General features: G+C 34.3%; 21 protein-coding genes, 1 tRNA gene and 1 pseudogene. 9 read left to right on the top strand and 14 right to left on the bottom strand.

Features of this window, described 5'->3' with window-relative positions; genetic code table 11:
- Positions 1-11: 11 nt before the first annotated feature.
- The 8 genes from DDD_RS00795 to DDD_RS00825 form a co-directional block, all read right to left on the bottom strand.
- On the bottom strand, positions 12-6,284 hold the full coding sequence (locus DDD_RS00795; RefSeq protein WP_015360791.1) for a non-ribosomal peptide synthetase: 6,273 nt from the start codon (positions 6,282-6,284) through the stop codon (positions 12-14).
- A complete protein-coding gene (locus tag DDD_RS00800) occupies positions 6,281-6,799 on the bottom strand; it encodes a UpxY family transcription antiterminator (RefSeq protein WP_015360792.1) in 519 nt (172 codons plus the stop codon). The genes DDD_RS00795 and DDD_RS00800 overlap by 4 nt, the downstream gene beginning before the upstream one ends.
- Before the next feature lie 652 nt (positions 6,800-7,451).
- Positions 7,452-7,916: a hypothetical protein gene (locus DDD_RS18195; RefSeq protein WP_015360793.1), complete on the bottom strand. Its 465-nt coding sequence runs from the start codon at positions 7,914-7,916 to the stop codon at positions 7,452-7,454.
- Between the two features lie 264 nt (positions 7,917-8,180).
- Positions 8,181-9,197, bottom strand: a complete 1,017-nt coding sequence (locus DDD_RS00810) for a glycosyl transferase family 2 (protein WP_015360794.1) — start codon at positions 9,195-9,197, stop codon at positions 8,181-8,183.
- 6 nt (positions 9,198-9,203) lie between these two features.
- Entirely contained in the window at positions 9,204-9,332 is a 129-nt protein-coding gene (locus tag DDD_RS18305; RefSeq protein ID WP_015360795.1) for a hypothetical protein, read from the bottom strand.
- Entirely contained in the window at positions 9,329-9,607 is a 279-nt protein-coding gene (locus DDD_RS00815) for a hypothetical protein (protein ID WP_041566820.1), read from the bottom strand. The genes DDD_RS18305 and DDD_RS00815 overlap by 4 nt, the downstream gene beginning before the upstream one ends.
- A complete protein-coding gene (locus DDD_RS00820; protein WP_015360797.1) occupies positions 9,607-10,092 on the bottom strand; it encodes a hypothetical protein in 486 nt (161 codons plus the stop codon). The genes DDD_RS00815 and DDD_RS00820 overlap by 1 nt, the downstream gene beginning before the upstream one ends.
- Before the next feature lie 2 nt (positions 10,093-10,094).
- The gene (locus DDD_RS00825; protein WP_015360798.1) at positions 10,095-11,327 is read right to left on the bottom strand and encodes a winged helix-turn-helix domain-containing protein; all 1,233 of its coding nucleotides are present in this window, start codon (positions 11,325-11,327) and stop codon (positions 10,095-10,097) included.
- 303 nt (positions 11,328-11,630) lie between these two features.
- On the opposite strand from DDD_RS00825, the gene DDD_RS00830 reads away from it, so the two are divergent.
- The 3 genes and pseudogenes from DDD_RS00830 to DDD_RS18200 form a co-directional block, all read left to right on the top strand.
- Positions 11,631-12,329: a MerR family transcriptional regulator gene (locus DDD_RS00830; protein ID WP_015360799.1), complete on the top strand. Its 699-nt coding sequence runs from the start codon at positions 11,631-11,633 to the stop codon at positions 12,327-12,329.
- Between the two features lie 65 nt (positions 12,330-12,394).
- On the top strand, positions 12,395-12,574 hold the full coding sequence (locus DDD_RS00835) for a hypothetical protein (protein ID WP_041566821.1): 180 nt from the start codon (positions 12,395-12,397) through the stop codon (positions 12,572-12,574).
- A 1-nt stretch (position 12,575) separates the two neighbouring features.
- Positions 12,576-13,403, top strand: a pseudogene (locus DDD_RS18200) (recombinase family protein); the annotation flags it as partial.
- Between the two features lie 742 nt (positions 13,404-14,145).
- Here DDD_RS18200 and DDD_RS00840 read toward each other — a convergent pair.
- Positions 14,146-14,219: transfer RNA gene (locus DDD_RS00840), tRNA-Arg, on the bottom strand.
- A gap of 176 nt (positions 14,220-14,395) precedes the next feature.
- Here DDD_RS00840 and DDD_RS00845 point away from each other — a divergent pair.
- Positions 14,396-14,917 (top strand): adenine phosphoribosyltransferase, encoded by a 522-nt coding sequence (locus DDD_RS00845; RefSeq protein WP_015360802.1) that lies wholly within the window; start codon positions 14,396-14,398, stop codon positions 14,915-14,917.
- A gap of 55 nt (positions 14,918-14,972) precedes the next feature.
- On the opposite strand, the gene DDD_RS00850 is transcribed toward DDD_RS00845, so the two are convergent.
- From DDD_RS00850 to DDD_RS00860, 3 genes are all read right to left on the bottom strand, one after another.
- A complete protein-coding gene (locus DDD_RS00850; RefSeq protein WP_015360803.1) occupies positions 14,973-15,353 on the bottom strand; it encodes a hypothetical protein in 381 nt (126 codons plus the stop codon).
- Positions 15,354-15,448: 95 nt separating this feature from the next.
- Positions 15,449-17,005 carry an NAD(P)/FAD-dependent oxidoreductase gene (locus DDD_RS00855; RefSeq protein WP_015360804.1) on the bottom strand — a complete coding sequence of 519 codons (1,557 nt, stop codon included), beginning with the start codon at positions 17,003-17,005 and terminating at the stop codon, positions 15,449-15,451.
- Between the two features lie 103 nt (positions 17,006-17,108).
- Positions 17,109-18,077: an NAD(P)H-dependent flavin oxidoreductase gene (locus DDD_RS00860; protein WP_015360805.1), complete on the bottom strand. Its 969-nt coding sequence runs from the start codon at positions 18,075-18,077 to the stop codon at positions 17,109-17,111.
- A 117-nt stretch (positions 18,078-18,194) separates the two neighbouring features.
- Between DDD_RS00860 and DDD_RS00865 the strand changes: the two genes are divergently transcribed.
- The gene (locus DDD_RS00865) at positions 18,195-20,603 is read left to right on the top strand and encodes a TonB-dependent receptor (protein ID WP_015360806.1); all 2,409 of its coding nucleotides are present in this window, start codon (positions 18,195-18,197) and stop codon (positions 20,601-20,603) included.
- Positions 20,604-20,606: 3 nt separating this feature from the next.
- The gene (locus tag DDD_RS00870) at positions 20,607-21,422 is read left to right on the top strand and encodes a DUF4249 family protein (protein WP_015360807.1); all 816 of its coding nucleotides are present in this window, start codon (positions 20,607-20,609) and stop codon (positions 21,420-21,422) included.
- 209 nt (positions 21,423-21,631) lie between these two features.
- On the opposite strand, the gene DDD_RS00875 is transcribed toward DDD_RS00870, so the two are convergent.
- Together DDD_RS00875 and DDD_RS00880 are read right to left on the bottom strand one after the other, a co-directional pair.
- Positions 21,632-22,141 carry a thioredoxin family protein gene (locus tag DDD_RS00875; RefSeq protein ID WP_015360808.1) on the bottom strand — a complete coding sequence of 170 codons (510 nt, stop codon included), beginning with the start codon at positions 22,139-22,141 and terminating at the stop codon, positions 21,632-21,634.
- 66 nt (positions 22,142-22,207) lie between these two features.
- The gene (locus DDD_RS00880) at positions 22,208-22,834 is read right to left on the bottom strand and encodes an NAD(P)H-dependent oxidoreductase (protein ID WP_015360809.1); all 627 of its coding nucleotides are present in this window, start codon (positions 22,832-22,834) and stop codon (positions 22,208-22,210) included.
- Positions 22,835-22,966: 132 nt separating this feature from the next.
- Between DDD_RS00880 and DDD_RS00885 the strand changes: the two genes are divergently transcribed.
- From DDD_RS00885 to DDD_RS18075, 3 genes are all read left to right on the top strand, one after another.
- Positions 22,967-23,353, top strand: a complete 387-nt coding sequence (locus DDD_RS00885; RefSeq protein ID WP_015360810.1) for an acyl-CoA thioesterase — start codon at positions 22,967-22,969, stop codon at positions 23,351-23,353.
- The gene (locus tag DDD_RS00890; protein ID WP_015360812.1) at positions 23,353-24,012 is read left to right on the top strand and encodes a SanA/YdcF family protein; all 660 of its coding nucleotides are present in this window, start codon (positions 23,353-23,355) and stop codon (positions 24,010-24,012) included. The genes DDD_RS00885 and DDD_RS00890 overlap by 1 nt, the downstream gene beginning before the upstream one ends.
- Positions 24,013-24,194: 182 nt before the next feature.
- On the top strand, positions 24,195-24,344 hold the full coding sequence (locus DDD_RS18075) for a hypothetical protein (RefSeq protein WP_015360813.1): 150 nt from the start codon (positions 24,195-24,197) through the stop codon (positions 24,342-24,344).
- Positions 24,345-24,441 lie beyond the last annotated feature (97 nt).

Consider the following 24,441-nt stretch of genomic DNA (forward strand, 5'->3'; position numbering starts at 1 on the left):
CTCCTGGAATGTTATAGGCTTGTCCCGCCCCCTTCAAACTGGCTTAAAACCCAAAGTCTACGTTGTGAAGACGTTAATGAATAAAACTCTTGAATAGGAGCTCTCAGGATGGATTGGTAATTGGTATCGGTAATTTCTTTGCTAAGTCCTTTGATTGTTGGTAAAACAAAAACTTGTTTTACCGTTAGATTGCTTTGTAGTTCTTTGTTGATCTTGTTTATCAGTTGAGTTACTTTCAAACTATGACCTCCTAACTCAAAGAAATTATCAGTAACACCAACTTGTGCTACTCCCAAAACTTCTTGCCAGATTGAAGCCATTACTTTTTCTGTTTCTGTTTCTGGTGCGACATATACGCTTTCGCCCAAACCTTCTATCGAAACTTTTGGGAGTGCTTTTCTATCAATCTTACCATTAGAAGTTAGTGGCAATGCTTCCAATTTCATAAAATACTGGGGAATCATATAAGTTGGTAGATGAGAACGAAGTGATTCTTTTAATGTCGCTTGATCAATATTACTCTCTGTCACAAGGTAAGCAACCAAGTGCTTGTCTTGCCCCTTTTCTTGCGCAACAACAACACTCGATACAACTCCGCTTTGCTTATTCAAAACATATTCTATCTCTCCCAGTTCTATTCGATATCCCCTAATCTTTACTTGATGGTCTTTCCTGCCTATAAACTCAATATTCCCGTCAGGTAACCATCTCGCTAAATCACCCGTTTTGTACAAACGTTCACCTTCTATAAATGGATGGTCAATAAATTTCTCTGCGGTCAATTTTGGTTGGTTCAAATAGCCTCGTGATAAGCCAGCACCTGACACACATAGCTCTCCAATGACCCCTTTGGGCTGTAATGCATTGCTAAAAGAATCTAAAATATAAGCTTGATAATTATTCAGTGGTGTTCCAATTGGAATGTAAGGAGTTTTGATAGCTTTAAGACTATCAATTTTAAGATTCGTTGCACAAATAGTACTTTCTGTTGGACCATAAGCATTGATGATTTCTACATTATTTTTATGATACCATTCAATTACTAATGGTTGAATTCCTTCAACCCCAATTAATATCTTTTTTAAATAAATATTATCATAAGTAGCCAATTGATTGGATACTTCTTTCAGGTGCATTGGATGAATATAACAATGTGAGATTTTGTTCTGGTATAGAAAACCCGTATATTCCTTCGGATTATAAACAATTTCTTCATTTGGAATAAACAATGTGCTTCCAGAAGTTATAGAACCCATAATCTCAAATACAGAGACATCAAAAATAGTATTACATGTAAGTGAGGTATTTGATTTTTCAAGTTGATAATCGTCTAAGAAGTTCACTAAACTCTTATGCTCAATCATTACACCTTTTGATTGACCTGTAGAACCCGAAGTATAAATGATATAAGCAAGTTGATTAGATGTAATTTCATTTTCTAATACTTCCGAATTTTTATTAGATGATTGAAAATTTTCTAAGAAATTTTCGTCAATAACAATTTCGCAATTGCTATCCTCTTTGATATATTCAATTCGTTTATTTGGAAATAACGGATCAATAGATAGATAAGCACATCCAGCCTTGAGTACAGCAAGCATACTAATCACAATCCATTCACTTCGGTTTAATAAAATTCCGATTATGTTTTCTTTTTCTACTGTTCCTTGCGATATAATAAAATTTGCTATTTCATTGGAGCGTTCATCTAATTCTCTATAAGTAATTTTTCGATTTTCATACACTACGGCTATGGTATCAGCAGTCTTTTCAACCTGAATCTTGAATAAGTCAACAACGGTTTTATTTCGTATTGGTTCTGCTGTGTTATTAAAATCTATTAAAAGCTCTTTTTCTTGCTCCTGATTCATACACGGAATCTGCTTATAAGAAACTTTTGGAGTGGTAACCATCGCTTCTAAAATCTCAAAATAAGAATCAAGCATTTGCCACATGGTATCTTCTGCATATATATCACTATTGTATTCCCATTCCACAATAATAGTTCTGTCTGTTTCCTCCATACCTTCCAGCAATGCTTGCTCGTAAGGCGTAACTACTACTACATTGATATCAAACTTGGCTGATAAATTATGTGAATCTAAAATTTCAAGATCAATATCTGGTAAGAACAAATTTCTTGAAGGTGTGTTCATGAAACTAAAGATGTACTGGAACAATGGCATTAACCCTAAACTCCTATTTGGAGAAACATGCTCTACTACTTTTCCAAATGGTGTATCTTCATAGGTATAGGCTTCAAAGCATGTTTCTTTTACTTTTTCAAGAGCATCCGCAAAAGTATCTGAATCTTTAAGTTTTGTTCTTAAGGTAATGGTATTGATTACCATTCCTAATATATTCTCAATGGATGCCAATCGTCTGTTAGCTACAGCAGTTCCAACGCAGATATCTGTTTCATTACTAAATCGACTTAAGGTCAGTTTAAAGGCTGTCATCATGGTAATAAACAAAGTAGAACAACTGGTTTTACTGTAATCACGTATTTTGTCAGATAACTCAGCATCTATCGTTTTAATTAATAATTTTCCATTTCCTGTGATTAGTTTCGGTCTTTTTGCTTTTTGAGGCAATGGCAATACAGGAATATGACCTTCTAACTTTTGCTTCCAAAAGCTCATGTGTTGTGTCAACCTTTGATCATCAAAAAAGGCTTTCTGCCAATAAGAGAAATCTTTAAACTGTAATTCTGGGACTGTCACTTGATAGTTTTCATCTTCCATTAATTCAGTATAAATATCAATATACTCTCTCAACAAAATTCCTTGTGTCCAACCATCATGGATTAAGTGATGCTGACACAGCACTAATACTTGATCTTCTTCGGATCTTTTTAGAATGGTAATTCGCAACAATGGCCCTTTTTCTAAATCAAAAAACGTGTTTCCTTCTTCAAAAATGAATTCCTTTAATGCTTTATCCTGTTCTTCTAGAGATAAATGCACTAAAGAGATGAGAGGAACTTGGAATTCAAATGGGTCTAAAATTTTCTGATAAGGAATACCATCAATTACAGGAAAAACAGTTCTTAAAACTTCATGCTTTTCTGTCAAAAGTGTAAATGCTCTTCGGATTCGCTGAATATTCAACTTTCCTGTCATTTTAATGGCTCTTGGAACGTAGTATGACTTGTTCTCTTGGTTAAGCTGATCCAAGAACCACAATCGCTCTTGCGGATAGGATAATGGATATAACTCTTGTTCGGGAGCCTTTCCTAATTGGAATATGTTGGAAACCTCTTTTGATTCTATTATTTTAACAGTTTCATGTATTGTTGGAGATTCATAAAATTCTTTAAGTGAAATATCTTGCTTTCTGGTCTCCCTTATAATCCCAATAAATTGGTTCGCAAGTAAAGAATGACCGCCTAACTCAAAAAAGTTTGTATAAATACCGACTTTGCCAATATTTAAAAGCACTTTCCAAATATCTGCTATTTCATTTTCTATTGTTGTTGAAGGAAGAATAATTTTCTTCTTTATAGAAGAATTCTTAGGTAAGGGTAAACGTTTAATATCAACTTTTCCACTTGTGTTCAGTGGTAATTTATCAAGAGTCACTATATGATTTGGAATCATATATGAAGGTAGTATCTTCTTGATTTTGTTTATCAAATAACTATTGTCTAGCTCATTATTACCAGCTAAATAAGCTATAAGTGAGGGTAAACCTTGTAACTCTTTTATTGCAACATGACAATTCTTAATTGAGGTATCAATAGATTTTATTATTTGTTCAATTTCACTGACTTCGATTCGATATCCTCTAAAGTTTAGTTGCGTATCTTTTCTTCCATAAAAAAGGAGCTCGCCTTGTTGATTCCATTGGCCTATATCTCCAGTTTTATATACACGTTCACCATCAATTTCAATAAATAATGACATTGTTAATACTTCATTATTTATATAACCGTCTGTCAATCCTTTTCCGCCTAAAACGATTTCTCCAAGCGTTCCTTTTGGCAACAGTTGATCATCTTTTACAACAAATACTTTTCTATTAGAGATGGGCTTACCAATAGGAATTATACCATCTTCTTTTGTAACTTTATGATAAGTCGCACAAACGGTACTTTCGGTTGGTCCATATGTATTGTATATATCAACCGTGTCTAGTAAGTTATGTACTTGCTCTTTTTTAAGCACATCACCACCGCTTATAAGGGTTTTCAGTGAAAGCGTATAGTTTTTTTGATTATCATTTAAATAATTGACTACAAATGGATTCGTACTCAGAAGCGTTACTTTATAAATACTACATTCTTGTAATAATTTATGGAAATCTTTAGGGTTTTCTGAAATAACTAATGTTCCTCCGATACTCAGTATAGGGAAAATTTCTTCTATAGAGGTATCAAATACAAAAGAGGATTGTTGAATCACACAATCAGATGCATCTAAGGTAAAATACTCTGAAAAAGTAGTTGTATAATCGATTAACGATTCGTGCTTAATAGATACACCTTTAGGTTTTCCAGTAGAACCAGAAGTGTAAATTATATATGCCTCATCTTCAGGAAAAATTATAACCTCTTCAGATATTTCTAGTATTTTGTTTTCAAGAATAGTTTGAATCAAAACAGAATCGCAAGAATATTGAGCCTCAGGACTGTCTGTAAGCAACAATTTAATGTCACTATCTTCAATAATAAATTTCTTTCTCTCATTAGGAAAAGTTTTATCTATTGGAACATAAGTAGCCCCTGATTGCAATATTCCTAGGATTACAGGAATAAGATTTATAGATCGATTTGATAAGACACCTACGCGATTTCCCTTTTTTATTCCTTGTTCTTGAAGATAATTAGAAATGGTCGTTATCTTTTTGTCAATCTCGTTATAGCTTAATTTTTCATCTTGATAAACCAAGGCTTTATTTGATGAAAATTGTTCAATATTTTCTTTCCATAATTCTGGAAAACTTCTATTGTTAAGAAGCCTAATTTTACCTGTTGAAATACTTTTTACTTCTTCTATTTGCTCAGAAGTAGTAATAGAAACAGTTTTTAATTTCTCACCCAATAAAATATTAACATTTTTTAAAATATACTTCAAAGACTTTATAAACTCATCTGCAATATATTCTGGTACATGGTTACCATTAATATCAAAACGGAATTTTAACCCTTCATTATTATAGTCCATAACATGAACAGACATAGGGTCTTCTTCACTGTAATTTGATAGAGCTATAATTTCAGCCTCGAAATCAGAAAAGGTTTTCTGATAATCAAAACTCTCATAAGAAATCCTAACATCGTATAGCCTATTTCCTTTATAAGATAAAGCTTTAAGAATTTCTGCTTGCTGAAACTTTTGATGCCTAAGCATACTAAAAGATTCACTCTTTATTCGTTTAACAAACTCTTTAAAAGAAATATCTTCATCTAGTTTTATCTGTAATGGAAGTAAATTAATAAAAGGTCCAAACACTTCTCTGTCTGCCCTGCTAAGTCTATTAAGAATAGGAGTGCCTAGATTTATCTCTTCTGTGTAATAAAATCTTGAAAGAACAATCGAAAAGCTCGCTAACAAAATATGAAATACACTTACCCCTTCTTGTTTAGAGAGTAATTGTATCTTCTGAAAATACTCCTTAGATAAATATAGTTCTTTGTCATAGAACTTTTTATCTTGATATTGCTTGCTATATATCAGTTCTGGAAAAGCAGTGTATTTACTCTCCCAATATTTTTTATCTTTTAAAAAGTCTTTTGATTTATAATATTCTTCTTCTTCTTTAATATGTTGCTTAAACTCCTTAAGGTCATTATTATCTTGAAGAATAAATTCTCTTGTTAACGATTTATAATTATTACTAACCCCATTAAATAATAATTGAAAAGAATAACCATCAGCTATTAAGTGATGTAATTTAGTGTACCAAATAAACGTATTAGGGCTCGTTTTTATAAGCCATATATTAAATAGCCTTTCATCTATATCAAGATTAAAAGGCTTTTTAAAATCTTTTTGAATTAAATCTATAGCTTCCTCTATGCTGTCTTTTTCAAAATAAAGGACTCCTTCTTTTAAAGATTTTTCATTTAATAGAATATTAGGATTCCCCTTATCTTCACGAAAAATACTCTTTAAAATAGTATGCTTTTTTGAAAAGATAGATGTCGCTTTCTTAAATACGTAAAAATCTACATTCCCTTTTATAACAGCATACCCACCTATATTATATTTAGGGGATTCTGTAGTTAATTTTTGATCAAGCCAAATGTATTTCTGAAGAGAAGAAATTTTATTCTTGCTCATATAATAGATACTTTTGATAAAACATAAGAAGGTATCGTTGCCATTATACTCTGCTGCAATGAGTCAATTCTAACAATAATTTTATTGTGGTTGTCTGCTTTAATAATTTCACAATCCAATCCGTTTAGAGGATCATAAGTATTTTTTTTAATTTCACCGATTTTAGGAAGCACCACATTAGTCTCTATATCTGAAATGTTCTTATCTCCAGTAAGTAACTCTATTTGGTTGGTTTCTTTTTCAGTTACCTTAGCATATTCTTTTCTAAATCGGATATATGCACAAGCCCCATTAACAGATAGTGCTTTATGGAATTCTAAAGAAGAATTAATATTTACAAAAACATAAGATGAAAATAGAGGTTTAAGAATTGTTTTCTTTCTATCACTCCACTGTTTTACTGTTGTAATTTGTGGTAAAAAGGATTCTAAAGAAATATCTTTTAACGACTCATATACTTTTTTCTCCCAACGAGATTTTACATACAGAGCATACCAACCAATGGCAAAATTCATAGCAATACAGATTTAAGTTTAGAGCGAAGCTCCGCTAAGCTCACTCACATGAAGTTATTTTAATAAGTCAATTTTTAGAGGAGTACAATATATAATCACAAACAAATTCCTCAATAATCTAATAGCCTATTAATTTTCTTTAAAAATGATGCTTTTTTTCTTATTTACAAAATTTTAACAAAAAAAGCGTCTAATAATCAGAATCTTTTAATGACTTCTAAAACACTTTATCCTTTTAAATTACTCTAATTTATAGTTTTCATATATTTATGAACAGCAGTATCCGATTAAAATTTTTATTTTTTTTAATCAAAATTCTTGTTTTAACACCACTAGAATTAGGAAGTTTTAATTCTTTCAAATACTTTTTATTATCAATATTTTATTTCTACCTAAACATTTGAGAGTTCTTCTAGTCATTACATATTTTATAGTAGCCACCCATCCCTTCTACCTTATAAACTTCCTATTCTATAAAAACCCAAAAGACATCTTTTGAATTCAAAATTCATTGTATTTTTTTTATAATTGTGATGAAGTAAAAACAAAAAATAGAAGAGGTTAAAAGATTATTTAGTTGTTGTGAAACCGAAATAATTATTATTTGCTAATAATCCTAGTAAAGATAGATTGCATTTACCCGTTGTGCATTTTAAATGATGCTAATTTTAAAATTATTAATATTTCTATCGAAAATAAATTTGTTGATATACTGAACTGTTGTTAACGCAGTTATTTTAAACTGTGTGGCTATTTCTAAAGCGACCTTCTTATAGGAATCGAATAACACATATTCGTCTTTCTCTGCTTTTTCTTTGCCACGATAGGAAATCGTAACGTAACTGAATTTGCTTTTGTCAATGTTTTCTAAGGACGGCTCAAAGGATGGATAAAGATTTACCGTTTTCCAATCGTCGCCACGAGAAAATGTATCTCTTAAGGAAGTAGCAAAACTTTTGTAGGCTGGATGTGCATCTGCATACCAGATGTTTCTCTTCTTTAAAACCTCGCGAAAGCCTATTTCTACTAGGAAGGTCGAAAACTTTTTGGGTAAATTTTCACTGAATAGCAATTCTATTCCTCCTTTTTCTTCGTTCTCTGTAATCGTTAATTGCATCTGTATCCTGAATAGGAAAACTCATCGCTATAGGAAGCTCGTTTTCTCTTTGATTTAGGATAAATATAGATTTGTGAAGAATGGATTTGATTGTGAGGGAATGTACTTTGGTACGCTGGGAATATTTTAAAAAAGACTTAAAATGACTGAACGTAGTAATGATAAGGAATTTGAATTTATAGGTGGGATAAATTGAATGATTGTGGAAGGTACTCTAAAGTAAATTCCCTGAACTTTCATTTTAAGTTCAGGGATATTGATTGACTAAATATATAAGGAAGTTATTTTATCAATAGCTGTCGTTGTAAAGGTGTTATTATTCCAGATGTTCTTAATGAGATTAGAAGAAAAGTTATTCTCTTTGTCATAATTTACAAATGTTTCAAGAGCTTCCAACCAATCTAGAACTTCACTTGCTAAAAATCCGCTTTCTCCATCAGTAATCCATTTCTTAACAGGATGCTGCATAGAAGCAATCACAGGAATCCCAAATACCGAAAGTTCCATAAAAAGCTGATGGTTTTGATGCCTATTAAAAAGACCTTCTATAGCAGGTAGCAAAACTACATCGAGTTTTAAACTGTTCAACTTTTCAAAATATTCTAAGAATGAAACGGTAGGATGGATTTCTACTTTATATTCTTCAAAAAGTTTTTCTATTTCCCATACAGAATGGGGCTTGCCGAAGTAAATAAACTCAATTCTATCCCCAAAAGTTTTTCTCATTTCAAAAACTACTTCCTTAAGAGATAGCAAATCTTCTTCACTTGTTTTTATCAATCCTATGCGTAGTTTCTCAGTTGTGTTTTTAGATAGCGGTGGCATTTCTTCATAACCGAATCTGGACACCAAACTAGGTTGATATTGCACTAGTGTATTTGCATTTGGTAAGCGGTCATCTATAAAACGTTGTAGGAATTTTTGAAACGTTTCGTTTGCTACAGTCACTAAATCGACAAGTCCTAAGTTGTGTTCTAGTTGCTTTAGCCTTTCTTGTGTCAGCTTTCGCGAAAGCGGAATACTATCAGGCATCGCAAAATAATTTCTATCTATATCCATAACCAATTGTACCGATGGATTGAGTGTTTTAATGGCCTGAAACAGATAATTCACATCACTAAATAGTGACGGAAAAATGATATAATCTGCCCAAGTAATCAATCGCTCGTCCAGCTGATGTAACATTTCAGTCAGATTGCTGGAGAAGTTGTTGTTTTCAATACTCGTGAGTATGGCTTTGTGAGTTGTTGTTCTACTTATTTCTAAAGCAGGCGTAATCATCCTGTATTAGCCCGTCGCATTCATCTTAGGACTCACGTAGAGCAAATGAATTTTATCATCTGGCTCAATGTTGTACTTATTCTCAAAACTATTTTTAGGATGCAGTTTTGCTCGTAGTTCTTTGATGGTTCTCATTGTAAATCGTTTGGAAGTTCTTTTTCTATTCCCTCGTAAAATTTAGCAATGCGTTGTCCTGTTGCTTTATCATAAATTTCAATCGTACCTGCTAATGGTCCATATTGTTTTATCTTTTTTCGGAAGCGTTCTAGTCCAGTTTCCTTACTTCGTGTTCTGGATAATTTATGTCTCCAGTCTATCGAATACATTGTCCTGACGTTACCATCTTTAAACCAGACAATCATTTTTGTAAATGAGTCCTGGCCGAGTTTCCATCCTTTTTTTTGTGTCATTATTTGAAGAATTTAATTAGTGATTTAAGTGATATTTGTTTGATGAATTCTTCATCTTGAAAAGCTCTAACCTGTACTTGGTTGTCCTTTACGTGAATCCAAATGCGTACATTTTCTTCATCAATACGGTTTGCAGCAGCAAATTCTTTGAGGTATTGCTTGATACTAAAAGCCACCTTGTTTTGATAATCGCCTAATTGGGCTATTTGCTCTTCCAAGAAGAAATAGGTAAGTTCGCCAGTAGGTATTGTCGTAATGGGTTTGCTCTGGTCGTAGAGGAATGATTTTATGGCGTGGTCTTTCTGAAAAACCCTGATATAGAGCCGTTCTGTAGGGGTTTCAAGACGTTTTGAAATGTAATCTGTACGATGTGTGATGTTCTTTGTGACCATCTTTTCATAACCGAAAATATCTACGGATAAATCGGTCAGCGCTCCTTTGAGTTTTCTACTCAACGAGCTGTCTTTTTTCTTAAATGGATTCATTTTTAAGTATTGAATTGTAAAAATTTATGTGTGCTGTGGTTTAAAACTGATGCGTGAAACTCACGAACTAAGTGCGGTTGTCCAAGCTTTCCAAGCCGTGTTTCACAAGCTTTAAAAAGGGCTAATCGTGGTTGTTGTTTTGCAGTTTCTTTTTTCTCATTATTAAGGAATCGACGAATCTGAGAGTGTAAAATGAGCTTCATTTGTACATTCAATTCTCGTTTCTTTTGCTGATAGTACCAGGCTCGTGTACCTGTAAAACCAGAAGGGTTGTCTGGATTAAAGTATTTGTCTGGTAGCTGGACATAGCGGCTTTTAGGGTCTTTTGCTATGTATTTCTGGACGATACCCAGACGTTCAACATAGACCTGATGCACGTCTGCCAGTTTTTTATCAGGCACTGGGTCGTACCATTTAAAAAGCAGCTCTTTTGCTTTTTTCTCCTGACTTTTAGTGAGATAGTGCTCTTTGTAAATCGTATTTCGCGCAAGCTTCCATAGCGCATTGACATAAAAGGAAAGGGAAACGGAACGAGCCACATCAGACTCCAAAATTTCGGCGCCAGTTTGCTCTGTGACTCGAGTGTTCCGTGCTGTTTCCCCTGCATTTTTATATTTTTTTGGGGCTATTTCCCCTGTGTATCTTGTAAAACTGTTTCCAGTAGCGTTGCGTGACTTTGAAGATAAAGTGAGTGGTAATGAGCTCGTATCTGTCTTCCACTTATCAACCGCTATTATTATATTATTTATGTAACCATTGTTACTAGTATCTCTATGAGGACAAATTGTCGTTTTATTTTTAGCAATTACCTGATTATCAATAACAACCTTATTTGACTTATTTCTGTCCGGATTTAGGTTTTCAACAGGTTTAGCTTTGGTTATACACAGTATCTCGGTCAAAATGTGAATATCATAACTCGCTCTAGAACCACGCCACTTTTTATGAGTAATTATTCCTGCCCGTTGCAATCTCTTAATATGTCTTTGTATCGTTCGACCGCTAGTGTTACTTATCGTTGCTAGATGTTTATTATTGGTCCGTAATGGTGGTAACGGCATCAGTGGATTGTACTTGATTTTTAAAAGTTCTAGACCATAGATTCGTATTAAATCTTTGGCGGTAGAAATAGTGGATTGCTTCAGCTTTTCGGCTACGCTTGTGCACTGCGAATTATAATTTTTAATGTATGTATCTAAAGCCTTGAGCGATTCAGAGTAAGGAATAATGAACATTCAATCCTATGATGTTAAAACCTCAGTTATTTTCTGTCAGCCTTAGGGTATGAGAAGTTTGCTTTAATTGCAATTTTCAAACGTCAATAAGATGGTAAAACTACATTTTAAAATCGGCAATGACAACCATAATCACCTATTAAACAAATTGTTAAACATCAGTCAATAAAATATAAATCTAATGTAAACATATAGTAAATCTACTGTAAAAAATAAGTAGATACTTTTACAATTGATCAATAATATGATTATTATGTATTATAATAAATACATAGTTGTATATTTGAGCAACTATAATAGCCAATGAAAAACAATCCTTCTGAAATAAATATTAAAGAACTGCTTCAAGAAGAAGCTTATACGGGCAAGTTCATTGTCGGTTTGCGACGCGCTTTATTATCACAATGGCAGCGTGATGGTTTTATAAGAGACCGCCGTGATAACCACGAGACTTGGGCGCGATTCAGTTTGTTGGAGATTTTGTGGTTGGAAATCATTCAGGAATTGAGAGCATTTGGTTTAAAAAGTGAAGCAATACAAACGGTTGGCGAGTACGCTTTCGCGAAAGCGGAACAAAAATTATTAAATGCTACCACAGCAATTTTATCAGAAGATACCAGCTATGTACTTAAGGTGCAGAAAAATGGTGTTTCTGATATTAAGAAACCAGTAGATTCTAATCAGATTTTTCAAGAACAAAAACCAGAAAATCATATTATCATCTACTTAAACGATATGGTCAACCGTAGCATTAGATGGTTGTTCAATCAGCCAAATACTGAATGGTCGCAAGGCTTGACGAGAGATGAAGTACAAGCGGTTTTGATATTAATGAATCAAAAATATGATTCCTTTAAATGCAAAGGGAAATCAGATATAGAAATTAATGAAAACGCAGCTCAGGTTGCAGAATTAATACAGCATCGAGACTATAGACGTCTTGAAATTATACTTGATGATAAAAGTATTTTTAGCGTGGCACGTAAAACGAAAGCTAGTTAAACGCTGGCGATTTTACAGTTAACATAAAGGACTCTATAAAAGAGCCGAATGTTTATCGCTTAACAATGTCATTTAAAGATAGTGAGAGTAAACAATTACAATTAGAAAAAACAAAGATGACCGCCGCTCGTCTCAAAACGTTTAAAGGATTTGAGCATTATAACGACTCGCAGGCAACATCTACTTTAAGAATTATGGAAGAGTTTGCACACCTATTATGCAACCACATCCAAAATAGAAATTAAAATGAAAGACTTAGCCATATTTGAAAAATTTGCCAAAACAGGTAAGGGACAAAAATTACGAACTGATGGAAAAGCAGTTATTTACACACGCGTTTCTACAAAGGAACAAGCAGAAAATAATGCAAGTCTTGAAACTCAACTGAAATATTGTAAACAGCTAGCTGATAAGAAAGGTCTTGAAGTTATTGAGTATTTTGGTGGAACCTATGAGTCGGCTAAAAGTGATGAGCGCAAGGAATTTCAAAAGATGCTTAACTATGTCAAGCGAAGAAGCAACGTAGGATATATTATAGTTTACTCTTATGATAGGTTTTCAAGAACTGGAGCAAATGGCGCTTACATAAGTGACCAACTTAAAAAGCAAGGAATAGTCACCATATCGGCTACTCAAGAGGTAGACACCTCTACAAGTGCAGGTTCCTTCCAGCAAAACCTTTATTATATGTTTTCTCAGTTTGATAACGAATTAAGAAGAGATAAGTCTGTTTCTGGAATGCAAGAGAAACTTCGCAAAGGACATTGGACAGGCGCATATCCGTTTGGCTACACAAATGCCAATCCAGGAAAAGGTAAAATACCCAATTTTGTTATTACAGAAGAAGGAAGGCTTCTGAAACAAGCATTCTTATGGAAAGCAAATAGAAATATGTCTCACGTGGATATTGCTAAAAAACTACAGAAAAAAGGTCTTAACATCAACGATAAGCGATTGAGTGATTTGTTTAGAAATCCGTTTTATTGTGGCCTCATAGTAAATAGTCTTATTCCTGGAGAAATTATCGAAGGATTGCATCCGCCTTTAATCAGTAGAGAAGTATTTCTCAAGATTCATAATCTACTCAATGCTGGAGCAGAAACAAGAAAATATTCCTTTGATGATGAAAACCTACCTTTAAAAACCTTCCTTAAATCAACAGTTTGCGGAACACCTTATACAGGTTTTGTAGTAAAGAAAAAGGGATTGTACTATTACAAGAACAGACGTAAAGGAAGCAACGAGAATAGAAGTGCAAAAAAGCTACACCAAGAGTTTTTAGAGCTGTTAAAAACTTATACTTTAAAAGATGAAAAATTCATCGCTCCATTAAGAGAAATGCTTCACTATACATTTGTAAGTATGAACAAAGAAGCCATAGAAGATTCTGAAAGACTTACAAAAGAAGTAAACGCTATCGAATTAAAGCTGGATCGTATAGAAGAGCGATATGTTTTTGAAGAGATCAATAAGTCGCAATACGATAAATTTAGAACCAAGCTACTCACTGAAGTCAACGAAAAGAAGAAGAATTTAACTCAAAATACTTTTGATAGTTCAAACCTCAAAAAAGCGATTGACCGAGGTTTAAAATATGCGCTCAATCTACCATTATTGTGGAGTTCTGGAGATATTGAAACCAAAAGAAAACTTCAATATATGGTCTTTCCAGACGGTTTAGGGTATGACTTCAAAAACAAGAGAGTTCAAACTTTTAGAGTGAACTCTATTTTTGCTCAAATCGCCTGTTTATCAGATAAGTTAGGAGCAAATAAAAAAGGGAACTTTCAAAATAAAATTGAAAATTCCCTTTCAGTGACCTCGGCAGGATTCAAACCTGCAACCTCCACAGCCGTAATGTGGTGCACTATTCAGTTATGCTACGAGGCCTAAAAAACATAAGCATGTTGCTTAAGCGGCTGCAAATATAATTCTTTTTAAAAAAATGCCAACTATATTTCTAAATAAAGTTACCTAATATTTATAGGTGTACCTAATTCAAGTAATATTATTATTAAACTCTCATATTACCGTCTTAAAAAGCACAGCCTTATTTATATTTGACTATGAATGATCCTTTTTTAGAAAAACATATCCATGACATTCCAGATTTTCCAAAACCTGGAATCGTTTTCAAAGATATCTCTCCGCTCCTAGCTTCTACTGAGGCGCGAATTAAAATGACCGAAAGCTTAGTTCAAAAATTTAAAAAAGACAATATCAACGTGGTCGTAGGCATAGAATCTCGCGGTTTTTTATTTGGTATGCTTATGGCAAATGCTCTTAATGCCAAGTTTGTCATGGTTCGTAAACCTGGTAAATTACCTGGAGAGTTGATAGATCAAGAATATGAGTTAGAATATGGAACAGACACAATTGAAATTCAACAAAATGCCATCCAGTCTAATGACAACGTACTTATTCACGATGATGTACTTGCTACTGGTGGTACTGCAGCGGCTGCTCATTCCCTAATCTCAAAACTAGGAGCTGAAATTGCTGGATACAGTTTTATGATCGAACTGGACTTTCTCAAAGGCAGAGAAAAATTACCTGCTTCAAAAACACACTCTGTATTGCATTTCTAGGAACTTTAGAATTTACTTTGATTTATATTCCGCTTTCGCAAAAGCGGAATAATAATTACTCAAATTTTTCTAACAGGTGAACTGCCCAGTTAATAGCATCTTCTACAGTTGAAACTACCATAAAATCCTTAGAGTAAAATTTACTTTCAAAGATGGCGGTTTTTTTACCAATTTCGGTATTGGTAACAATGACCATTCCTTTTAAATTAGAAATCTTTGAAGTTTCTATATAGGTCATAGGACTAACGTTGTATTCAAAAACTCGATTGGATATGTAAACAAAGTTTTTTCCTGCAAAATGCCTTTGTGCTATTTTATTTAGTTCGTCATTATTTTCAGGCTCGAGTATCGTGCCATTTTTTACTTGAGCAATCATGTATTTAGGGAATACAAATAGCTCCACATACGACAAGTCGTAATAGGTAATGGATAACATATAGGGGTTTCATAATTCGCTGCAAAATTAATTTAATAATTCTGAATAATGAATTATGTGAAGCGAATTAGTAGGATTGTTGATAAGTATATTTACTAACTTTTATTCTTTTCAATCACTCGATCCATGCAATTAATACCGTCTATTGCTGCACTTATTATTCCGCCAGCATAACCTGCACCTTCGGCACATGGATATAAACCATTGATTTCTATATGCTCAAGAGTCACTGCGTCTCTAGGTATTTGAACCGGTGAGCTAGTTCTACTTTCTGGAGCGTGTAGCACAGCCTCGTTTGTATAGTAACCTTTCATTTTTTTACCAAAAGTTTTTAAAGCAACTCGCAACCTGCTAGAAAGCATTTCTGGTAAGACTTGATTCAAATCTACACTTACTAGACCGGGAAAATAGGACGTTTTAGGTAAATCCTCAGAAACTTTTCCTTTTACAAAATCGATCATACGTTGCGCAGGAACTTGTTGCGTTTTTCCTGCAGCAATCCAGCAGTCTTGTTCTACCTTTTTTTGAAAATTTAAAGATACGAATGGATCTCGTGGATCATAGTTAGGTAAATCTTCTGGAGAAACACTTACTACAATACCACTATTTGCATACGGATTATTACGCTTGCTAGGACTCCAGCCGTTAGTTACTACCTCATCTGTATTTGTAGCACATGGGGCGATTATTCCTCCAGGACACATACAAAATGAATAAACACCCATGCCGTCCACCTGTTCTACAAGACTATAACTTGCTGGCGGCAAATAAGGGTTTTGATCATCGCCGTGATACTGAATTTGATTAATTAAATCTTGCTGGTGCTCAATACGAACTCCTATAGCAAAAGGTTTTGCTTGAACTTTTATACCTCTTTTATGAAGCAAATAAAATATATCTCGTGCGCTATGTCCAGTTGCTAGAATAACATTATCGTACTCTTTCCAGTCTTGACCTTCTATTTGAATTGCTTTAATTCTATGATCTTCATGACGTATATCGATCAGCTTTGAGGAAAAGTGAACTTCGCCTCCAGCCTTTTCAATGGCCTCTCGCATAGAAGTAATGATTTGCGGTAATTTGTTTGTTCCGATATGTGGATGAGCGTCTACTAGAATATCTGGCGTGGCACCAAAATCTACAAACCATTCCATCGCTTTAAGCACGTTACCACGTTTTTTAGATCGTGTGTATAATTTACCATCACTATAAGTACCAGCACCACCTTCTCCAAAACAATAGTTAGATTCTGGGTTAACTATTTGCTCTTTATTTAAAGCAGCTAGGTCTCTTCTTCTGGAACGTACATCTTTACCTCGTTCATAAACGATGGGCTTCATTCCTCCTTCTATGGCTCTCAATGCAGCATATAATCCTGCTGGACCAGCTCCTATAATGGCTACTTCTTTTCCATTAGAAACATCTTGAATTTTAAAAATTTCTCGCTTAGGAATTTCTTCTCCTTTGAGCCATAATTCTATTTGAAGATTGTATTTTACCTTTTTCTGACGTGCGTCTATAGACCGTTTTCTGATGTTCCACTCCTGGACATCATCCATACGAAAGTCTACCTTATCAAATACTTTTTGAAGTATATGATCTTCATCTTCTAGATGATGTGGTAAAATAGAGATTTGTACTAGCTGGCTCATGCAGCAAAGGTAATTGTAAAATTAAGAATCATGAGGTGTCAAGTCGTCCTTTCAACGCATCAGCAAATCAGCACATCAGCACATCAGCACATCAGCACATTAATCAACTATATTTCTTTAAATTCTCGATTTGTTTTTCAATAGCCGTTTTGAACTCGGCTTTCATTCTGTTGATTAACGCTGTAGCTGGCATACTATCTTTAATAGTAGCGCTTCCTTGTCCTGCACTCCAGATGGTTTTCCATGCTTTTGCTTCGGTATCCATTTCTTTTCCAAAATCGATTTTTACCTTAGCCTTCATTTGTTCTTCTGTGATTCCTGCTGCTTCTAGGCTAGCGCCTAAAAAGTTAGCACTTACTCCAGAAATAGCTGCCGTATAAACGATATCACTACAACCGGCTTCTATAATCATGTCTCGATATTCGTCGGTCGCCTTGGATTCGTCTGTATTGATAAAACGTGTCCCCATATAAGCAAGGTCGGCTCCCATTTGCAATGCACTAGCAACATCCTGACCAGAGCTCATTGCTCCAGAAAGTAGAATAGTACCATCAAAAAATTCTTTTACCTCTCGTACAAATGGCATAGGGTTATGTGTTCCAGCATGCCCACCTGCACCAGCACAAACTAGGATCAAACCATCTACTCCAGCTTCTTGAGCTTTTTGAGCATGACGTTTTTTAATAACATCGTGAAAAACAACACCTCCATAACTATGTACTGCGTTTACTACATCGCTTACTGCTCCTAAAGAAGTTATAATTAACGGTACTTTATGTTTGATACACAACATCAAATCTGCCTTTAAACGCGGATTGCTACCGTGAACAATCAAATTCACACCGTATGGCGCTGCTTTCTTACCTGTTTCTTCTTCCCATTGTGCAAGTTCAGTTTTAATTTGCACTAACCACTCTTCAAATCCTTCACTAGAACGCTGATTAAGTGCTGGAAACGTACCTACAATACCATTTTTACAGCAAGAAATAACAAGCTCTGGTCCTGAAATTAAAAACATAGGTGCTACCACTACTGGTAAGGAAAGTTGGTCTGTAAGTTGTTGAGTCGTCATAGAAATTGTTTTGCTCAAAGTTACTAAAGTGTTTTATTATGTATGCATAGTGTTTTGAAAAGATTTAAAATAAATGTTAAGTGTACAACCTAGGTGAATTACAAGTTTATTTTTGTAATGAATTTAGTGTCAAACCGTTTCTACCTTACAACTAATACAGGACTATTGAAAAATTTAATTTTAAGTGTTTTTGCTGTTCTCGCTTTCGCGAAAGCGTACTCACAAAAATCTACCTTATCAGGAACCATCATCGAGGCAGGAACTGGAGAAACCATGCTCAACGTAAATGTGATCATAGTGGAACTGAAAACAGGTACAATAAGTAATGAATATGGTTATTATTCCATCACGCTTCCTGACGGAGATTATACGGTGCAATACTCTAGTATAGGTTATGCAACGGTGGAGAAAAAAATATCTCTTACAGAAAATATCAAATTAGACATCTCTTTAAAAGAAGAAGGTGAAGAGCTAGAAGCTATTGTTATCAATGCCGATGTAGAGAAGTTGAGCACTAAATCTCCACAAATGAGTGTCAACGCACTTTCTATAGAAACGATTAAAAAAGTACCTGTAGTTCTAGGTGAAACTGATCTAATAAAAGCGTTAACCTTGCTTCCTGGAGTGAGTAATGCAGGAGAAGGATCGGCTGGATTTAATGTACGTGGTGGCGCAGCAGATCAAAATCTGGTGCTTCTTGATGAAGCTACACTTTATGGGAGCGATCACTTGTTTGGGTTCTTTTCTGTATTTAATCCAGATGCGATCAAAGATTTAAAACTTTATAAAGGTGGAATTCCTGCAAGATACGGTGGTCGTGTTTCTAGTGTTCTAGATATCTATCAACGTGATGGAAATAAAAAACAATTCAGTGGTACAGGAGGAATAGGAATTGTGGCGAGTCGACTTCTCTTTGAAGGTCCTATCATTAAAGATAAAGCGTCTTTTCTAGTAGGTGGACGTAGTAGTTATGCGCATTTATTTCTGCCATTATTTGACATTGAAAACGAAGCTTATTTCTACGATTTAAACGCAAAATTAAGCTTTAATCTAGATGATAATAATAGGCTGTATTTATCTAGTTACTTTGGTAGAGATGTTTTTAATGTGAATAATCTTTTTGCTAACACCTTCGGAAACAGTTTTGTAAACGTAAGGTGGAATCATTTATTTAATGAAAAATGGTTTTCTAATGCTTCTCTTATTTTTAGCGATTATAATTATGGACTGGAATTGAACTTTGTGGAATTTACCTTTGACAGTGGAATCACAAACTTAAACGCCAAATATGATTTGACTCATTTTGTAAATGATAAGGTAAAAATGAAATATGGTCTCAACTCTATTTACTATGAGTTTGATCCAGGAAGAATTCAACCTACCAGTCCTACCAGCGGTATAAATGACCGACAATTAATCAAAAAATATGCGTGGGAAAATGGCATCTATGCCGATGGAGAATTTGCCGTCACCGACGACATCAATATCAATGCAGGATTAAGAATAAGTACTTTTAGTAGATTAGGGCAAGAAAGCTTGAATATTTACGAGAACAACCAGCCACTTCTTTATAATCAAGACTTAGGCGTTTATGAAAGTGCCGAAGAAATTGACACCTTATCAAGCAGCCGTAGTGAGACGCTTAAATCATTTGTAAATCTAGAGCCTCGTTTTTCCATTGCTTATTCTCTAGACGATGATACAAGTATCAAAGCAAGCTACCAGCGTATTAATCAATACATACACTTGATTTCTAATACTAACGCTCCTACTCCATTTGATCTTTACGCACCCAGCGGCACATTTATAGATCCACAAGTAGGAGATCAAGTTGCAGCAGGTTTTTTTAAAAATATAGGAGACTACAGTATTGAAACAGAAGCTTTCTATAAAACGGTTCAAAACAGATTGGATTACATAGATGGAGCAGATTTAATAGCAAACGATGCCGTAGAACAAATTCTGCTAGAAGGTGAAGCGCGAGCCTACGGACTAGAATTATTATTAAGAAAAAATAGAGGAAGATTACAAGGCTGGATTGCATACACACTTTCTAGAAGTGAACAACGTACGCCAGGAAGAACTGCTCTAGAACCTGGAATTAATAATGGAGAATGGTACAATGCTGCTTGGGACAAAACGCACGATCTAACCATTACTACTAATTATGAGTTGAATAAAAAGTGGGATCTAGGAGCTAATTTTACCTTGCAAACAGGACAACCTATTACCTATCCTAACGGTCAGTATGAATTTGACGGCTTATTTATTCCAACTTTTGAGGCCCGTAACAGCAGTAGATTGCCTATGGTGCATCGACTAGATTTTTCTGCTACGTACACACCTAAGCCAGATAAGAAAAAAGGATGGCAATCCAGTTGGGTATTTAGTTTGTACAACGCTTATAACCGCAGAAACGCCGTAAGCATCACCTTTGGAGAAAATGAAGATACAGGAAGAAACGAAGCAACGAGACTAGCTATTTTTGGAATAGTACCAGCAGTTACTTATAATTTTAATTTTTAAGAGATGAAAAGAATTTTTATATACCTAATAGCTCTAATAGCAGTTTCTTCATGTTCTGATGTGATAGAGTTAAATCTTAATAATTCAGATTCCCGATTAGTAATCGACGCAGTAATGCAACGCAATGAATCTGGGACTACTTACACAAGAATTCAATTGACAAGATCTGCTGGGTTTTATGATGAAGATTTAGTTTTTGTCAATGATGCTACCATTACTATAACTGATAGTGAAGGAACTGTTACTCCTATTCCTTTTAGAGCCGATGGAGTTTATGATACCAGCTTTCCTTTTATTAGAATCAATAATCCTACTGACGTAAGTTATACGCTCAGCATTAATGATAATGGTGATATTTATACTGCAACTGAAGTATTGCAACAAACTGTTCCCTTAACAGAGGTAGAACAAGAAACGATCTCTGGTTTTGGTGATGATATTACTGAAATCACAGCATTTTTCAATGATCCGCCAGAGGAAGGTAATTTTTACTTGTTTGAGTATCTAGATGGAGAAAATGACGAAGTAGACATAGGTGATGATGAGTTCACTAATGGTAATCGTTCTCAAACCACTTTCTTCTTAGAAGAGTTAGAAGCTGGAACACCTACTACCATAACTATAGAAGGAATAGACCAGCGTTGTTATAATTTTTATGAGACTCTACTACAGCAATCTGATGGCGGCGGCGGTGGCCCATTTGCTACACAACCTGCTGTTGTACGAGGTAATATCGTAAATATTACAAATACAGATCGTTTCCCTTTTGGTTACTTTAGAATTTCTGAAGTTTTTGAAATAGAATACACAGTACAGTAGCTAATGGCTAATGGCTAATGGCTAATGGCTAATGGCTAATGGCTAATGGCTAATGGCTAATGGCTAATGGCTAATGGCTAATGGCTAATGGCTAATGGCTAATGGCTAATGGCTAATGGCTAATGGCTAATGGCTAAAATAATTTTTGAGCAAAAAAAACAGCATTTTCTAAAGAAAAATGCTGTTTTTTTTAGTCTATTTTTTCAAGCCTAGAGTTTAAAAATACTTTCGTTCTCTTTCATAAATTTCCAGTGGTATCTAGGATCTTCTCCACTAAAACGTTCTACTCGATTACGTTCTTTACCTTTAAAATCAAAAGCGATAACTGTAGGAAACTTGACATCCAGCTTATCGGCTATTTTTTTGTTTTCTTTCTTTTCCTTTTCTGGGATAATATCATCTCTATAAGGATTGTCTAAATAAACAAGATGATACTTATTTGCTGCTTTTTCAAAAGCTGGCGTATTAAAAAAATGTTTTTCTAGTTTTTTACAAGGTGTGCACCAGTCGCTACCAGAGAAATAAACGAGAATAGGTTTCTTAGATTTTTTTGCTTTTGCTTTTGCCTTTTCAAGGCTCGTCATCCAGTCTAGTTTTACCTCTTTAACGCTTTCGGTTTTCTTCACTTCTTTTTTTGCCTCAAGACCATCCATACTCATATTTTGAGCGCTAGCACTAAAAGAAATAAGTAAAACAGTTATAAAGACAAATAGTTTCATGATTCTTAACTTATGAATTCAAATGTATAATATTACTAAAACCTAGACAATTATCTTGCCATACTTCTATATATAAGAAACCATTTCTTGTTGAGGTCTACGTACTTTTTTAAGCTCAGACATCATGTCGTCTGCAGCACGATAGCCTACTGGTAAGAGTAATGTGCTTTTTAATCCTACTTTAGAAAGGCCTAATAACTCGTCTACTTTTTCTGGCACAAAACCTTCCATAGGACAAGAATCAATTTGCTCTTGTGCGCACACTGTAAGCAAATTACCCAAAATCAAGTAAGCTTGATTTCTTGCCCAAGTCTCTACTTCTTCCACCTCTTTTTTAGAAAAGGTGTCTGTCAAGAAATCTTCAAAAGGTTTCAATACCTCATCTGGTGTGTTGCGCTGTTTTTTTACTATAGAAAAATAGTCTTTTATATAGTTTTTATCTACAGCGGTCGTACACAATACTAAAACAGCACTGGCATCCTTAACCTGCAACTGTCCAAAAGAGTGCGCCACCATTTTATCCTTAACATCTTGGTCTTGAACAACTACAAGTCTACATGGTTGTAAACCGTAAGAAGTCGCTGTTAAATTAAATGCTTGAGCGAGTAATTCTAATTGGCTCACTTCTATTTTCTTGGCTGGATCAAACTTCTTTGTGGCATACCTCCATTTTAAACTTTCTATACTATTCATAAGTGTCTTACGTTATATTTGTAACTTTGATTATGAAACTATTTTCGCTTTCGCGAAAGCGAGATCATAACCATCAAAACAAAGGTAACTAACCTCTCAAACCCTATAATAGCTTTGCTATAATTAATATCAATGCAGGATATCAATAAACGAATCACGGATTCTGAAACACGTATTTTCAAAGCCGTTTTCCCAAATACTACTAATCATTATGATACTCTTTTTGGTGGGACCGCATTGCATCTCATGGACGAAGTAGCTTTTATTTGTGCCACTAGATTTTCAAGAAAAAAAGTTGTTACCATAAGTACCGATCAAATTGATTTTAAAAAACCGATCCCACAAGGAAGTATTATTGAACTCGTAGGAAAAATTGTTAACGTAGGAAATACGAGTTGTGTGGTAGGAATAAGTATTTATATGGAAGATATGTATAGTTACACGAGAGAAAAAGTCGTTGAGGGCACATTTACATTTGTTGCTGTTGATGATAATAAAAAACCAACTCCCATTATCTAATGCGTAAATTTTTAAACATTCTTGTTTTTGGAGTGCTCATCGTTGTGGTAGGTGTTTTGATATTGCAAATACACGTTAATAGAACAGCGCGCAATCAAATTTTTACCAATGTAGAAGAACTGGAACCAGCTTACACAGGTATCGTTTTAGGCGCGAGTGTACGTCCAGACAAAAGCTTATCTCCTATTTTACAAGATCGTGTAGACGCAGCTTTTCTTGCCTATCAAAACAAAAAAATAAAGAAATTTTTATTGAGTGGTGATCATGGAGAAAAGAATTATGACGAAGTCAACGCAATGAAAAATTACCTAAACAAAAAAGGAGTTCCTGACGAAGACATCTTTTTAGACCATGCAGGTTTTGATACGTATGATACCATGTTTAGGGCAAGAGATGTTTTTCAAGTTAAAAGCAGTATTGTATTTACTCAAGAATTTCATTTGCCTAGAGCTATTTATTTAGGTAAAAATATGGGACTTGATATTCAAGGCTACGTAGCAGATCAACGAGAATATCCTGGTAGCAGTCATTTTGCTAGAAGAGAATGGCTAGCAAATATCAAGGCCTGGATGGAACTCAACATAGAAAAATCTCCTACTTATTCTGGACCAGTGATACCTATAACAGGCGACAGCAAGGTGTCTCACGATAAAAATTAATAAAAAATACTTATATTCTTTTAGGTATTAAGAAATTCAAAATTTTGTCGTACCATTCCTTGAAAAGTGAACCAAAGTACATAAAACACTTAAAAAAGTACTAATTCTTTGCTCTTTGGCGGTTAAAATGTGTTAATCACCCTTAGAAAGCTCTTTTTATTTTTAACTTGAAAATAAAAATTATGAGCACAACCAAACCAAACCCTGAAAAAACAAGTAAAAAAGAGCAGGCTATCAATTTAGAAGCTACACATGGGAAAGATATTAATCACCAAGTAAAAGATAAAAAAGAGCACCACCAGCCTAGAGATGCTACACAAGATCAATCATAAAACTGGCTAACAATTTTACGATACTAAAATCTACAATTGAATTGTAGATTTTTTTTACAATAGACTTTAATTTTAAAAGAATAACTGTATATTTGCA

Origin of the sequence: Nonlabens dokdonensis DSW-6 (assembly GCF_000332115.1) — a bacterium.
In the GTDB taxonomy this organism is placed as follows: domain Bacteria; phylum Bacteroidota; class Bacteroidia; order Flavobacteriales; family Flavobacteriaceae; genus Nonlabens; species Nonlabens dokdonensis.

Bases quoted from the DNA above. Each gene is read 5' to 3' on its own strand.
- DDD_RS00870 (WP_015360807.1), top strand. From the start codon at position 20,607: ATGAAAAGAATTTTTATATACCTAATAGCTCTAATAGCAGTTTCTTCA.
- DDD_RS00825 (WP_015360798.1), bottom strand. From the start codon at position 11,327: ATGTTCATTATTCCTTACTCTGAATCGCTCAAGGCTTTAGATACATAC.
- DDD_RS18075 (WP_015360813.1), top strand. From the start codon at position 24,195: ATGAGCACAACCAAACCAAACCCTGAAAAAACAAGTAAAAAAGAGCAG.
- DDD_RS00800 (WP_015360792.1), bottom strand. From the start codon at position 6,799: ATGAATTTTGCCATTGGTTGGTATGCTCTGTATGTAAAATCTCGTTGG.
- DDD_RS00830 (WP_015360799.1), top strand. From the start codon at position 11,631: ATGAAAAACAATCCTTCTGAAATAAATATTAAAGAACTGCTTCAAGAA.
- DDD_RS00855 (WP_015360804.1), bottom strand. From the start codon at position 17,005: ATGAGCCAGCTAGTACAAATCTCTATTTTACCACATCATCTAGAAGAT.
- DDD_RS00795 (WP_015360791.1), bottom strand. From the start codon at position 6,284: ATGAGCAAGAATAAAATTTCTTCTCTTCAGAAATACATTTGGCTTGAT.
- DDD_RS18305 (WP_015360795.1), bottom strand. From the start codon at position 9,332: ATGAGAACCATCAAAGAACTACGAGCAAAACTGCATCCTAAAAATAGT.
- DDD_RS18195 (WP_015360793.1), bottom strand. From the start codon at position 7,916: ATGCAATTAACGATTACAGAGAACGAAGAAAAAGGAGGAATAGAATTG.
- DDD_RS00880 (WP_015360809.1), bottom strand. From the start codon at position 22,834: ATGAATAGTATAGAAAGTTTAAAATGGAGGTATGCCACAAAGAAGTTT.
- DDD_RS00845 (WP_015360802.1), top strand. From the start codon at position 14,396: ATGAATGATCCTTTTTTAGAAAAACATATCCATGACATTCCAGATTTT.
- DDD_RS00815 (WP_041566820.1), bottom strand. From the start codon at position 9,607: ATGACACAAAAAAAAGGATGGAAACTCGGCCAGGACTCATTTACAAAA.
- DDD_RS00885 (WP_015360810.1), top strand. From the start codon at position 22,967: ATGCAGGATATCAATAAACGAATCACGGATTCTGAAACACGTATTTTC.
- DDD_RS00810 (WP_015360794.1), bottom strand. From the start codon at position 9,197: ATGATTACGCCTGCTTTAGAAATAAGTAGAACAACAACTCACAAAGCC.
- DDD_RS00890 (WP_015360812.1), top strand. From the start codon at position 23,353: ATGCGTAAATTTTTAAACATTCTTGTTTTTGGAGTGCTCATCGTTGTG.
- DDD_RS00835 (WP_041566821.1), top strand. From the start codon at position 12,395: ATGTCATTTAAAGATAGTGAGAGTAAACAATTACAATTAGAAAAAACA.
- DDD_RS00860 (WP_015360805.1), bottom strand. From the start codon at position 18,077: ATGACGACTCAACAACTTACAGACCAACTTTCCTTACCAGTAGTGGTA.
- DDD_RS00850 (WP_015360803.1), bottom strand. From the start codon at position 15,353: ATGTTATCCATTACCTATTACGACTTGTCGTATGTGGAGCTATTTGTA.
- DDD_RS00875 (WP_015360808.1), bottom strand. From the start codon at position 22,141: ATGAAACTATTTGTCTTTATAACTGTTTTACTTATTTCTTTTAGTGCT.
- DDD_RS00865 (WP_015360806.1), top strand. From the start codon at position 18,195: ATGAATTTAGTGTCAAACCGTTTCTACCTTACAACTAATACAGGACTA.
- DDD_RS00820 (WP_015360797.1), bottom strand. From the start codon at position 10,092: ATGAATCCATTTAAGAAAAAAGACAGCTCGTTGAGTAGAAAACTCAAA.